The following is a 14,522-nucleotide window of genomic DNA, read 5'->3' as shown; positions in this document are numbered from 1 at the left end:
TTCATGAAATAGCGTTGTGTTTGGCACATAGTAAATAGTTTCTTTACATATCACATGTAAATGAACAGCCCTATGTATAAGTTAACAATAGTACTATTTCTAGTCTCGATCTCCACCTTAGCGCAAAATGTGAATATCCCAGACGCTAATTTTAAAGCTTGCCTTGTTTCCAATCCTAATATTGACACCAATGGCGACGGCGAAGTACAGCTCACTGAAGCTCAAAATTTTGCAGGATCAATAAACTGTACCGTACTTGGAATTACAGATACAACAGGTATCGAAGCATTCACAGCGCTTGCAAATGGTGTGACCCTCAGCGGTAATCCGATAGGAACAATAAATTTGTCAAATAGTCCCAATTTGAGGTTTTTTACCTGTGAAAACTGTGATCTTACCAATATCAACGCAACGGGATTAAATCAATTGGAAGTCTTTTTTATTCAATTCAACGATTTTACAAGTTTTGATGCATCACAATTTCCAGCGCTAAGAGAATTAATTATTGGGTACACGCCCTTAACAAGTTTAACCCTTGGAAATAATAATCTCGAAACCTTAGTGGTGGATAATACATCGCTTAGCTCGGTAGATCTCTCAGGTTTACCCGCGTTGGAAGAATTTTGGGGTCAGCAGAACACGATGTTGCAAATAGATTTTTCGAACAATCCAAATCTAGAGAAGGTGCTTTTTTATCAAGCAGGGCTAGAAAATCTGGATCTGACGAATAACCCTGCGATCAAGGAAATATATTTTGATCAAGCTTCAGCACTCACCAGCTTAGATCTCTCTGCAAATACTGCTTTAGAAGTGTTGCAACTCTCATCATCACCGATGCTTTCGGAACTTACTTTGGCTTCGGGAAATAATAATGTAATCACCTCAATGAATGTAGATAATTGTACTTCCCTTTTCTGCGTTGAAGTTGATAATACTATAGACATTGCTAATCCTCCTTTGGGTTGGATACTTGGTTCGGGAACTTCGTTGAGCTATGATTGTTCTATAGCATCTCCACCTATTACTATTCCTGATTCAAATTTTAAGGCGTGTCTGTTGGCAAATGCAGCGATCAACACCAATAGTGATGGGGAAATACAATTAAGTGAAGCGACCTCATTTACAGGAACTATAGAATGTATCGATATGGGAATTACAAGCACTGTGGGTCTTGAGCAATTCATCAATGTCTCAAATGTGTACTTACAGCTAAATGCGATTTCAGCGACTGATGTCACGGCTCTCGACGATCTAAAACAGTTAAATCTACGCAGCAATCCATTAACCGCCTTAGACGTTACACAGAACTCTGAATTAGTAAGTTTGGATGCTGGATACTCTGAAATTTCTGAATTAAACATAACTCAAAACTTTCAATTGAATAGTCTTTACTTAAAAGAAACAAACCTAAGCTCGCTGGATGTTTCGCAAAATACGGAGATAACATACCTAATTATTTCAGATAGCAACTTGACGTCACTAGATGTGACCAACCTTCCTTTGCTTGATAATCTTGGGGCACGTAGAAATAATATTACTTCAATCGATCTAACACAAAACTCGGAATTAAGAACGTTAACCCTTACGGGTAATGGCATAAACGCGATAGATCTGTCTCAGAATTTCAATGTGGAGGTCGTAGATTTAGAAGAAAATAATCTGATCTTCGTTGATTTGTCTAATAATCCGGCTTTACGCGGACTCTACCTTCGTGACAATGCCTTAGTCAATTTAAACATTGCTACGGGTACTAGCAATACTGTTTTAGAAGACATGGAGGTTATAGATAATCCAAATCTCGAATGTATTCAGGTAGATGGGGATATTGACTTGAACAATCCTCCTGCCGGTTGGTTTAAAGATGCTACTGCGATGTACAGTTATGACTGTATGTTATTGGGTGTAGATCCAGTTTCCGCGGCTGTGATTTCAATATATCCTAATCCAACAACGGATGTGCTTTATATCGCTTCGGAAATTTTGATCGAAACGGTTGCTGTCTACGATGTGCAAGGTAGCATCCTTTCGATTCAGAAGGGAAATAGGGTCAATTTCTCAGGTGTATCACCAGGGATTTATTTTCTAGCGATCACCAGCACGGAAGGCAATATATATTCCGAAAAAATCATCAAACAATAATTCAAGAGTATTTTAAAAATTTAAAACTAGAACTATGAGACATTTATCATTGAAGCTTTATGTTTTTGCCATTATCATATCATTTAATATTTCAGGCTTAAGCGCACAAAATATGTGTGAACGTTTGATCACTCCAAAAATAGCTTCCATAGAAAGTGAACTTAGTTCGTTTAAAGCTGACCAAGCGAGTGGAACGGCAGGAGATAGTTCTTCAGCAGCTCTAGATAAAATTGCAAAAGATATTGACCACGTGGCCTCTAGAATTAAATCCTGTGAATTAAAAGGTCGTATGTCTTTAGATGCATTAAAGGAAAGGCTTGCAAGTGTTAAGGAAGAGCACGGTCTTTTAAGTGGTAATCCTATTGCAAACAAACAAGCGAATCCTAATCTAACGGAAACCAATCAGATTATTATGAAAATGGAAACTGTTGTGACAAAACATGGCGAGTATTGCATGGAAGAAAAGTACAAGGGTCTTACACGTGCAGAAATTGAATTTATTCAAAATTATAAAGATGATAATAGTTCGTATTATAAGACTAATATTATGCGAGCACAATTATACCTTCGGTCTTTAGAAGAAAATATAAACAAATCCTATTGGGTAGAAAATGCAAAAACAACTATTGATGATAAAGCCAGAAGTATCAACGGAGAATTAAAGCAAGCGTATATGAACTGTTTTTATAACGACCTTAGTTATGTATATGATGTGGCGCTACCCAACAATGAAAATCTACAAACAATACTCGCGTATCTTGAACAATTCCAATAGAAACAGCAACATAATTTACTCAACCTCGAACATGGCCGTATTATAAAAAGGAATTCCAGTATTTGTCATGCCTTCAATTTCAATAATGTAGTTGCCTTTTTCATCACATGTATAAAAGGATACAATGGTTTTATCTTTTTTGGAAGTTGCTAATGAGGCATCCCAATAGAGTGTACTACGAAGATCTTGTAAATTCTTCGGATAAAATTCATTGGCATAATTAGGGGAATAAAATTCGCGTGCCGAATAGAAACCTTCGGATTGAAAGTTAATTGTGTTTGAAACAACTTCTTTTGTTCTATACCTTCTAGAGCTTCCGCCCATGGTATAAACAACAATTACCCCTTGGGCTTCAAGACCAAATGCCATTGCATTTGACCCTGTTAGAACATCGATAAATTCAATTTCATCAGAGTTCAGATCTATTAAATAATCGATAGGGACTTTAATGCCATTTAAATAGAAAGCTGGACGCAATCCGCGTATAGTGACTTGTGGATCAGCATTAGTGGCTTGAATGGATGATCTAACATAAACACCAGGTAGATTTGCTAAAAGGTCTAAAAAATTAACTGCACCGGTAAACCCAAGATCTTCAACAATAATGCGATGCGATGGTGTGCCATAGCGTGTACGTTTGTTAAGTGCCATTCTTCTTTTACTTGCCTGGTTCTTGCGTTTTGCTTGAATTGTGATTTCATTCAGTTGTTCTCGGTCTTTGTCAAAGTAATACCTAGATTCTGCTAAATGTTCTGATTGTTTTAAAAACTTATCCAAAACCTCTTCAGAAATAATAGTCTTTTCCTTAGTAGGGTTGCGTACAATATTTACTTTATTTACAATGGTATCCTTCAATAAAATACCTACACTAGTGCGGTTTACAAGAGCATTTAACGAAAAAGCATCGGTACTTGCTTCAATTACAATATCTATGGGAGTATGATGCACAAATGGGCCGTATTGAAAGACGCCATTGACTGCGGTTTTTTGCATTTCCTGATATAAACCATTATGTCGCTTGAAAGTAAGTCTTGTGTTTGCAGCTTTTTGTAGATACGGTGGTTCCGTCGATACCGTAACACCTTTGATGTACAATCCCTTTTCTGGCTCAAAATGAGCTTTAGATTTTTCTTCCAGTAATTCTTGCCAGGTAAATCGCCGCCATCCATGAGTAAGCATTGCAAGATCCAAGAGATACGCTTTTTTTATTGTATCTCCTTTTTGGAAAAAATATGAAGGAGATTCTATATTTCCACGAAGGTCAGAGTTAAGAAGTAAATAGGTTTTAATGTTTTCAGAATAGATATCTTGAGGAACTATATCAGTATTTCGCACAGCCATTGAAAATGTGCTTGGTAAAACTTGTCCTTGGGCATTTTCTACCTGTATGTTTAAATGAACTTTGTCTTTGGTGGTAAAACTTTCAGCATTCGGCTTGATCTTGATATCAACTTTATCTTTTTCACAGTTTATATAAATTAACCTTTCTGCTACGGGTTTTTTATCATTATTAAACAAGGTGATCGTTAAAATTCCAGAAGTCAAGATATCATTAGGAACTCTTAATAATTTATGCTTTTCTTTAGTATTTAAAGTTCGCTCAAAGGCTATGATACCTCTTTGATGTGCAATAATAAAGCTATTGTGTAATCCATTTTTAAGATTGGTCTTAACATCAATCCGTAATTCCTTTTCAATATTTAAAACAGACATTGTATGGCCTTTTTTTAGAGCCGTTGGAAGTTGATACTCAAACCTGTCATGTTCAGTTTCAATAACCGCGCGATAGGTCTTATTAGGTTCTGGTTTCAGAAAAAACGAGCCTAATCCAAATTCAAAGGTTTTGAAATCAGTGATCCAATTCCCTTGAGTATCTTCAATAAAACCTACGATACTTGGGCTGGATAATGATTGATTCTTGTCTTTGATCGCAACTTTCGTTGTGAGCCCTTCAATTAGATATCCGCCCTCGGGGTAAAACTCAATGTTTGGAAACATTGCCCTTGTAGGATTGCGTAATTTTGAAGAAGTTGTACTGATTGAATCTGTTGAGCGTACTTTTTGGCGATCATTAAAAGAGAATATTGGGATTTCTTTCTGAAAAAAGAAGCTCTGATCTTCATTTTTCATATAGTGGGTATACGCGCGTAAGACATACTTACCCGCCTTCATTTTTATGGGAAGTTCAATATCTCCTTTAACACGATTTTCTTCAGTAAATAATTTTCTTGAGATTACGACGCTATCTAATTCATTGATCAACTCAACATAAACTACTTTACTCTTGTTGGATTTTTGATGTGTAACTCCATTAACCAAATACGCATTAAACCAAAGATCTTCGCCCGCAACATAATAGGTTTTATCGGTATGAACATACACCTTTTCAGGATAGGAGGTGGTAATATAAGTGTTTAGCTTATTAATGACTAAAAGCTTAAAATTGTCCGTATCTGAAACAAAAAAGGACATCATAACAAATGATATCAAAACGAGATATAGTTGTCTTTTCATCCTTATAACTTTGATTTGGTTACATCTAAAGATATAAAAATTAAAATTTACTTTCCGTTTTAGTACTCGCCATTCATGAATTACCTGTATAAAAAAGCCGCTTCAATTGAAGCGGCTTTTACTGCGTTTAAAGAGTTTATGTGCTTAGAAACAATACTTTTTCTCTGCGGTTACTTTTTCTGCAATTGTTTTACGAAGGCCAACAATATTTGGCATATTTTGATATTTTGTAAAACGTTTTAGTCCCATAAGCATCATGCGTTGTTCGTCACCTTCGGCAAACGAAATAATGGCCTCTTTTGCCTTTGTTTCAACAACATCAACTGCATGGTACAAATATAATTTAGCCATAGCAATTTGTTCTTTTTGTTTGTCTTCACCAAAGCGTTTCACGTTCTTTTCGGTACGAAGAATAGCACTTTCTGCCATATAGATCTCGATCAAAATATTAGAGGCCGATAGGAGCATTTGCTGATGTTCTTCTATGGCTTCTCCATATTTTTGAACTGCGCTTCCTGCAACCATTAAAAATACTTTTTTCAATTTAGCGATCATTTCTTTTTCTTCTGAAAAAAGTTCTGAATAATCTGGAGTATCAAAAGATGGAATACCTGTTAATTCTGCCGCAACAGCTTGTGCTGGTCCGAGAAGATCTACATGTCCTTTCATCGCTTTTTTAACCAACATACCTACGCAAAGCATACGATTAATTTCGTTGGTTCCCTCGTAGATGCGAGCTATACGTGCATCACGCCAAGCTGCTTCCATAGGGGTGTCTTCTGAAAAGCCCATTCCACCGAAAATCTGAATTCCTTCATCGGCACAGTTCTGAATATCTTCAGAAACAGCCACTTTCAGAATAGAACATTCTATAGCATATTCTTCCACGCCTTTAAGTTCAGCTTCTTGATGCGTATTTCCAGCTGCCACACGTAAATTGATGCGGTCTTCAATATTTTTTGCAGCACGATAAGTAGCCGATTCGCCTACATATGCGTTGGTAGCCATTTCAGCAATTTTTTGTTTGATCGCGCCAAATTCTGCAATAGGGGTGTTAAATTGCTTTCGTTCAACAGCGTATTGAACTGCCGTTGAGGTAACTCTTCTTTGTGAATCTAAGCAAGCTCCAGCTAATTTAATTCGTCCTATATTAAGTGCGTTCATAGCGATCTTAAAACCATTTCCACGTTCAGAAAGCATATTTTCTACAGGAACTACCGTGTCATTAAAAAAGACCTGACGTGTAGATGAAGCTCTAATCCCTAATTTATGTTCTTCTTCTCCCATGCTGATTCCATTACTAGGGTCATTTTCAACGATAAATCCTGTAATGTTTTTATCATCTTCGATACGGGCGAATACAATCATAAGGTTACAAAAACCGGCATTTGAGATCCACATTTTTTGTCCGCTGATTTTATAGTGTGTACCATCATCGCTTAACACGGCTTTGGTTTTACCACTATTAGCATCGCTACCCGCGCCTGGTTCAGTTAGGCAATAAGCGCCAAACCATTCGCCTGTAGCTAATTTGGGAACGTATTTTTGCTTTTGTTCTTCTGTTCCATAAAGAGTGATCGGCATGGTACCTATTCCTGTATGTGCTCCAAAAGCCGTACTAAAGGAACCGGTTCCGCTCGAAATATAATCACAGGTAAGCAAGGTAGAAACAAAACCCATACCCAATCCGCCATAAGCTTCGGGTACAGCAACACCTAAAAAGCCTAAGGCTCCAGCTTTTCGCATCACCTCTTCGGTCAATGCGTAATCTTTTGCTTCAAATCGGTCGCGGTGGGCTACGATCTCTCGATCGTTAAATTCCATCACCGCTTCTTTCATCATTAGTTGTTCTTCTGTAAAATCTTCTGGTGTGAAAACGTCCTCACAAGCTGTTTCTTTTACTAAAAATTGTCCACCTCGTAAGAGTTCTTTATTTGTTGCTTCTGTTGCCATATTTTTATAATTAAATTATCAATTTATTAGGTCTCGACTACGCTCAACCGTACATAAATCATTTGTTTTATTTTAAGAATTCAAAAATTCCCGCGGCACCTTGACCAGTACCAACGCACATAGTTACCATACCATATTTACCTTGCATGTTTCGTTTGCGCATTTCATCAAATAATTGCACCGAGAGTTTAGCTCCGGTACATCCTAGAGGATGGCCTAATGCAATTGCGCCACCGTTAACATTTACAATGTCTTGATTCAAACCAAGTTCTCGAATTACAGCCAATGATTGTGAAGCAAAAGCTTCATTTAATTCGATAAGCTCGATCTGGTCTTGTTTTAATCCTGCTTGCTTTAATGCTTTTGGAATTGCTTTTACAGGGCCGATTCCCATAATTCGAGGTTCAACACCTGCAGCGGCATAATTTACCATACGCGCAATAGGTTCTAAGTTCAATTCTTTGACCATTTCTTCGCTCATTACCATAACGAATGCAGCGCCGTCGCTCATTTGTGATGAGTTACCAGCGGTTACACTTCCGCCTTGTGCAAATACAGGGCGTAATTTTGCGAGAGCTTCTAAGCTAGTCCCTTTACGGGGGCCTTCATCTTTATTTACAGTATATGTTCTAGTTGCTTTTTTGTTGTTTTCATCAACATAGGTTTGCTCAACTTCAATAGGAACAATTTGATCTTGAAAACGATCTTCAGCCTGGGCTTTAAGGGCTTTCATATGACTGTTATATGCAAATTCGTCTTGGTCTTCTCGTGAAACCTTAAACTGATCTGCAACGGCTTCAGCGGTATTACCCATACCCCAATAGTAATCTTCATGACCACTTTTAACAACATTGTAGTTTAATTCTGGCTTATAACCAGACATAGGAACCGAGCTCATACTTTCTGCTCCTCCAGCAATGATACAATGGGCCATACCCGCTTGGATCTTCGCAGTTGCAATTCCAATGGTTTCAACTCCAGAGGAGCAGAAACGATTGACAACCATTCCGGGTACATCAACTATGTCTAGACCCATCAACGAGATAAGTCGACCAACATTTAATCCTTGAGAACCTTCTGGCATGGCATTACCTACGATCACGTCATCAATACGTTTTTTATCTAGACCAGGTAATTCGTTCATCATATACTGAATGGTCTCTGCAGCCAATTCATCCGTTCTTTTAAAACGGAAGACACCTCTTGGAGCTTTGCCAACAGCTGTTCTATATGCTTTTACTATATATGCTTGTTTCATTTTTTATTTGCTTTAGGCTTTAAGCGCTAGGCTTTAAGCGGTTTTTAATTGATGCCTATTGCGTATTGCATAAGGCTTATAGCTGAAACCTTAGTTTCTCAACGGTTTCCCTTTTTGAATCATATGTTGTAAGCGTTCAAGGGTTTTACGTTCTCCGCTAAGACTTAAAAAAGCTTCACGTTCTAGGTCTAATAGATATTGCTCACTCACCAACGTAGGTTCAGATAAGTCTCCACCGGCCATAACCCAAGCCAACTTATTGGCAATTTTCTGGTCATGTTCGCTGATATATCGACTAGCTTCCATAGAATCTGTTCCTACCATAAAGAGCCCCAAAGCTTGTTTACCCAATACTTTTATATCTTTTCTAGGTACAGGTTTGGTATAACCTATGTCTGCCATTTGTCTTGCAACCATTTTAGCCGTAGCTATTTGGCGTGCTCTGTTTACCACAACGATATCTTTGCCATGTTTTAAAATGTCAAGATCGTATGCTTCATAAGCTGAAGTTGAAACCTTAGCCATCGCAATAGTTAGAAAATGCTGACGTAAACGATTCAATTCAACATCTCCTTCAGCAAATGAATCGCTCGCGCGAAGTGCCATTTCCTTTGAACCACCGCCACCGGGGATTACACCTACACCAAACTCAACAAGGCCGATATAACTTTCTGCAGCGGCTACAACGCGGTCTGCATGTAAGGTCATCTCACAACCTCCACCCAAGGTCATGCCATGAGGCGCAACCACAGTTGGGATTGATGAATAGCGCAAGCGCATACAAGTATCTTGAAAGTATTTAATGGCGGCATTAAGCTCATCATATTCCTGCTCAACAGCCATCATAAATATCATTCCAATATTAGCACCTACTGAAAAGTTAGTGCCTTGGTTCCCTACAACAAGTCCGTCAAAATTGGCTTCTGCCATATCTATAGCCTTGTTTAACCCGGCAAGAACATCACCGCCAATACTGTTCATTTTACTACGGAATTCTACATTTAGGATTCCATCGCCTAAATCTTCTACAACAACGCCACTATTTTTAAATACTTCGGAAGACTTTCTGATATTATCTAAAATGATAAATGCATCTTGCCCAGGTACTTTTTCGTATGATTTCTTCGGAATGTCATAATATAAGGTAGCTCCGTCTTTAACCGTATAGAAAGATGATTTTCCTTCCGAAGTCATTTCCGTGATCCAAGCTGCAGGCTCTTTTCCAAGATCCTTTATTAGTTGAATACCTTTTTCAATACCGATAGCATCCCAAATTTCAAACGGACCATGCTCCCAGCCAAAACCAGCTTTCATAGCATCGTCAATTTTATAAAGTTCGTCCGTTATCTCTGGAATACGTTTAGAAACATAGGCGAACATTGCCCCAAAATTCTTACGGTAAAACTCGCCAGCTTTGTCTTTTCCATTCACAAGGATAGGGAAGCGGTCTGCGACATTATCAACAGCTTTGGTTAATTCTAAGGTCGCAAATTTAGCTCTTGCACCCGGACGGTACTCAAGACTATCTAGATCTAAACCTAAAATTTCGCTACTTCCGTCGTCCTTTTTTACTTTCTTATAGAAACCTTGTCCAGTTTTACTACCCAACCATTTGTTTTCCATCATGGTTGCGATAAAGTCCGGCAGCTTAAAGATGTCGTGTTCTTCATCATTAGGAACATTGTCATAAATACCATTGGCTACATGCACCAAAGTGTCTAATCCAACAACGTCTACAGTTCTAAAGGTGGCAGATTTTGGTCTTCCAATAACGGGACCTGTTAATTTGTCAACTTCTTCGATAGTGAGTCCCATTTCTTTAACAAGGTGGAACATGGCTTGAATTCCGAAGATTCCAATACGATTTCCTATAAACGCCGGAGTATCTTTTGCAATTACGGTTGTTTTTCCAAGGAATTGTTCTCCGTAACTATTTAAGAATTCAAGAACAGCGGGATCGGTGTCTGGTCCTGGAATGATTTCAAATAATTTTAAGTAGCGTGGCGGATTGAAAAAGTGTGTTCCGCAGAAATGCTTTTGAAAGTCTTCACTTCGACCTTCATTCATAAATTTAATAGGAATTCCCGATGTGTTTGAGGTAATTAACGTTCCTGGTTTGCGGTACTTTTCCAGATTTTCAAACACCTGTTTTTTAATGTCTAAGCGTTCTACAACCACTTCAATGATCCAGTCTGCTTCCCCAACTTTGGCGATATCATCTTCAAGATTACCAGTAGTGATACGCTGTGCAAAGTCGATATGATATAAAGGTGCAGGTTTTGATTTAATTGACGCAGCTAGTGCATCATTTACCATCCTATTTCTAACAACCTTGTCCTCGAGGGTAAGGCCTTTAGCTTTTTCTTTATCATTTAATTCGCGTGGTACAATATCCAATAATAGGACGTCCACACCAATATTGGCAAAATGACAAGCAATACCGCTTCCCATAATACCTGAGCCTATAACGGCTACTTTGTTGATTCTTCTTTTTGACATATTATATAGTGTGTTTTTTAGGAGAATAAATCTTTTTTGTGTTAATCAGTTCCAGAATTGTACTAGCTACTTTTTTAAAAGTAGCTAGATCTTCTGCAGAAACATTTTCTTTCACGGCTTCGTCGAAACCGAGTACGACATTTTTTGAGAATGCGCGCATTTCTTTTCCGAAGGGAGTAAGATGAATAAGTACTCCACGTCCGTCTAAGGGATTTGGTTTACGTTCAATTAGACCTTTACTTTCCATCGACTTTAAAGTCCGTGACAGGCTTGTAGCTTCCATACCCATTTTAGGGCCTAAAGCTGTTGATGGGGTTCCTTCTTCGGGATCAATGCTAATTAGTGCGAATCCGGTTGCCATCGTACTACCTTTCTTCCCAGCTTCTTCGTTATACATTTTCATTACACTCATCCAAGTTGAACGCAGTATGTAATCGATGGTTTTTTCTTTCAAGAGTTCAAAAATTATTTTTATAACTCAAAGATACAAAAATTTACTATGCACGCATAGTAAAATAAGTAAAAAATACAATCATTTCAGACCCAGTAAACGTTCAAACCCTTTTGAGCTATTCAGTGACTGTAAAATAAAAGGTTTCATCGTTCCACGATCTTTCATATATACGATCATTACAACCCATAAACCTTAGAGTTGCAGTTTCGCTATAAGGGTTTAATATATCCTGATGCGTATCTGTAATTTCGGTAAATGTTCCGTAGTAAGCGATTGTAAGGGCATAGTCACCAGGTATTTTTGGGGTTATGGCCAGCTTGTACTGAAATAGGGTTTGATCTGTAGTTAGTGCTGGAAGTAGTTCAAACAATTTGTTCGATTCACAAAGGTCACGGTTGTATTCATTGCCAATTTCTAATGCAAGTTCAAAATTATTTTTTGCTAGATCGCCATTATAAGGAAGTGGTAGATCTGTTGGTTCTTTCAGTTTAACAAAGAAAAACCCATCAAAGAATCGCTCAGGTTCATTAATAAAAGCACTAGCCTGACTGCCATCACAATAGTTTGTGAGTCGGGGAGGAGTTGAAGCGGTTAGATAGAATGTATCATCTACAGCATAAGATCTGTTGTTGTTTTCAACTGAAATTTTATAGCCTCCAAAGGTCTCAAAATCACATGAATCATCGTCACATTGAAACGCCATGAGCATCAGACTCATACTGCTTAAAACGGCAAGTTTTCTCACGATCTTCATAACGCATATTGCTATCGTAAAGTTAGGACATCATTGCACGAGCAACGTAAAACTTGTGTTAATTTTTAAGGGGTTGGTCTAACAGCTTGTTAGCTGAAAAAAAATGAAGCTAGATCATTGCTTAATAATTTTTTTGATAGCTTTAATTCCATCCACTTCAATTTTAGCAAAATAGGGCTCCAACGTCTCGCTAAGAGATGGCAATAGGGAACAGATTGAAAAGCTCAATCATCATTATATCCTTCTTATTCTTCCTGCAAAAGTTGGGGGAAGGATCTAGGCCCTTCCATAGAGCTTCTCATACAAATCTTTGTACATTTCTTTGATTACTTTGCGTTTGGCCTTCATGGTAGGAGTTAGTTGCCCGCCCTCAATACTCCAAACATCGGGCGTAAGTTGAAAGGTCTTTACTTTTTCCCATTTTCCAAATTGTTCATTATAAGTGTCAATTTCCTTTTGAATGCGCGCAATTAATTTTTCATCATTCACAGCTTCCGCAGGATCTTTAGAGACGCCATTTTGCTTTTTATCGATCCAATCGCTTATAAATTCCCAATTTGGTTGTATTAAGGCGGCTGGCATTTTCTCACCATCACCCACCACTAGGATCTGCTCAATAAAATTTGATTGTTTCATGGCATTTTCTATAAGCTGTGGTGCAACATATTTTCCGCCAGAGGTCTTAAACATCGATTTTTTACGATCCGTGATTTTTAAAAATCCATCGCTATCGACTTCACCAATATCACCCGTATGAAAATATCCGTTTTTTAAAACTTCGCTCGTTTGATCTGAATCTTTGTAATAGCCTAACATCACTTGTGGACCCTTAATTAGGATCTCACCATCTTGTGCGATCTTAACTTCAGTATCGGGTAAGGGTTTTCCAACGGTTCCAATTCTAAAGCCACCATTGCGCATATCGTTTACACTCACTACTGGAGAAGTTTCGGTTAAACCATATCCTTCCATGACAGGACATCCGGCTGCATTAAATACTCGCGCTAAACGTGGTTGCAATGCGGCGCTTCCAGAAGCGATCGCCTTTAAGTTTCCGCCTAGTGCTTCTTGCCATTTACTAAAAATTAGTTTACGAGCAACGCTGAGTTGTTTTTCGTACCACCATCCATTTTGGCCATATGGTTCCCATTTGAGACCCAAGTCAACAGCCCAGAAAAAGAGTTTTTTCTTAACACCTGTCAAATCTGCTCCTTTAGCGATAATTTTGTCGTATACCTTTTCAAGCAAACGAGGAACGGCCGACATAACTTGTGGATTTACTTCCTTTAGGTTGTCACTAATAGTTTCTAAACTTTCAGCAAAATGAATACTTACGCCACAATACTGATACATATATAATAGCATTCGCTCATAAATATGACAAACAGGTAGAAAGCTCAACGCTTTAGATTTACCGAGTTCAATAGGTAATCTTCCCTTACTGTGTTTTGCATTACTTGCAATGTTTTTATGAGAGAGCATAACTCCTTTTGGCCTTCCTGTGGTTCCAGAAGTATAAATTAGGGTAGCAAGATCGTCTTCGTGCACCGCCGCCATTCTTTTTTCAACTTCTTCCTGAAGCTCCATGTGTTCATTTCCGAGCTTGATGACCTCATTGTAATTTGCACATCCATCAATGGTATTAAAGCAATAAACACCCTTTAACGATGGAACATTTGCTTTTATCTTATTTATTTTAGCAAGGACTTCAGTACAGGAAACAAAACAATAAACTGATTCGCTGTGGTTCAGAACGTACTCGTAATCTGCTTCTGAAATAGTAGGGTAAATAGGCACATCTTGAGCACCTATCTGTAAAATTCCGATATCACAGATATTCCATTCTGTTCTATTGGTCATCGAGATAATGGCTACTTTGTCGTTAGCTTGAACCCCTAATTTAATGAGCCCACGGCTGATAGCATTCGCTTTATCAATGTATTCTTGTGTAGATGTTTTTATCCAAGTACCATTGACTTTACTTACTAAAGCGCCGTCTTGTGGATAATTTTCTAATTGGTAATATGGAAAGTCAAAGAGTCTTTTTACTTCGGTCATGTTCGCGTTTTTACAATAATGCAAATTAGGGATTTTTTTTCAGTTTTTTAATACTGTTGACAGGAATAACAACTCTCTTAACTCCTTAAATTGATCATTAGATGCTTGACTCAAAATT

At 38.0% G+C, this 14,522-nt stretch carries 9 protein-coding genes; 2 read left to right on the top strand and 7 right to left on the bottom strand.

All coding sequences use genetic code 11. The features are described from left to right. Nucleotides 1-72 precede the first annotated feature (72 nt). Nucleotides 73-2,139 (top strand): T9SS type A sorting domain-containing protein, encoded by a 2,067-nt coding sequence (locus ACY2RU_RS08240; RefSeq protein ID WP_490137960.1) that lies wholly within the window; start codon nucleotides 73-75, stop codon nucleotides 2,137-2,139. 34 nt (nucleotides 2,140-2,173) lie between these two features. Next, nucleotides 2,174-2,914, top strand: coding sequence for a hypothetical protein (locus tag ACY2RU_RS08235; protein WP_490137959.1), 741 nt, complete (start codon nucleotides 2,174-2,176; stop codon nucleotides 2,912-2,914). A gap of 15 nt (nucleotides 2,915-2,929) precedes the next feature. Here ACY2RU_RS08235 and ACY2RU_RS08230 read toward each other — a convergent pair whose 3' ends face one another. The 7 genes from ACY2RU_RS08230 to ACY2RU_RS08200 all read right to left on the bottom strand — a co-directional run bounded on the left by ACY2RU_RS08230 (nucleotide 2,930) and on the right by ACY2RU_RS08200 (nucleotide 14,404). Next, nucleotides 2,930-5,428 carry a TonB-dependent receptor gene (locus ACY2RU_RS08230; RefSeq protein WP_490137958.1) on the bottom strand — a complete coding sequence of 833 codons (2,499 nt, stop codon included), beginning with the start codon at nucleotides 5,426-5,428 and terminating at the stop codon, nucleotides 2,930-2,932. A gap of 144 nt (nucleotides 5,429-5,572) precedes the next feature. Next, nucleotides 5,573-7,381, bottom strand: coding sequence for an acyl-CoA dehydrogenase FadE (locus tag ACY2RU_RS08225; RefSeq protein WP_490137957.1), 1,809 nt, complete (start codon nucleotides 7,379-7,381; stop codon nucleotides 5,573-5,575). A 67-nt stretch (nucleotides 7,382-7,448) separates the two neighbouring features. Next, nucleotides 7,449-8,639, bottom strand: coding sequence for an acetyl-CoA C-acyltransferase (locus ACY2RU_RS08220; RefSeq protein WP_490137956.1), 1,191 nt, complete (start codon nucleotides 8,637-8,639; stop codon nucleotides 7,449-7,451). A 90-nt stretch (nucleotides 8,640-8,729) separates the two neighbouring features. Then, nucleotides 8,730-11,138: a 3-hydroxyacyl-CoA dehydrogenase/enoyl-CoA hydratase family protein gene (locus ACY2RU_RS08215; protein WP_490137955.1), complete on the bottom strand. Its 2,409-nt coding sequence runs from the start codon at nucleotides 11,136-11,138 to the stop codon at nucleotides 8,730-8,732. Nucleotide 11,139: 1 nt separating this feature from the next. Next, a complete protein-coding gene (locus ACY2RU_RS08210; RefSeq protein ID WP_490137954.1) occupies nucleotides 11,140-11,592 on the bottom strand; it encodes a MarR family winged helix-turn-helix transcriptional regulator in 453 nt (150 codons plus the stop codon). A 115-nt stretch (nucleotides 11,593-11,707) separates the two neighbouring features. Then, nucleotides 11,708-12,346: a hypothetical protein gene (locus ACY2RU_RS08205; protein ID WP_490137953.1), complete on the bottom strand. Its 639-nt coding sequence runs from the start codon at nucleotides 12,344-12,346 to the stop codon at nucleotides 11,708-11,710. Between the two features lie 276 nt (nucleotides 12,347-12,622). Next, nucleotides 12,623-14,404, bottom strand: coding sequence for an AMP-dependent synthetase/ligase (locus ACY2RU_RS08200; RefSeq protein ID WP_490137952.1), 1,782 nt, complete (start codon nucleotides 14,402-14,404; stop codon nucleotides 12,623-12,625). Nucleotides 14,405-14,522: the final 118 nt, after the last annotated feature.

The sequence above is a fragment of the Ulvibacter sp. 2305UL32-6 genome, from assembly GCF_058148545.1.
Note: the sequence above shows the minus strand (reverse complement) of the source record. Positions and strands in the feature narration are given on the sequence as shown.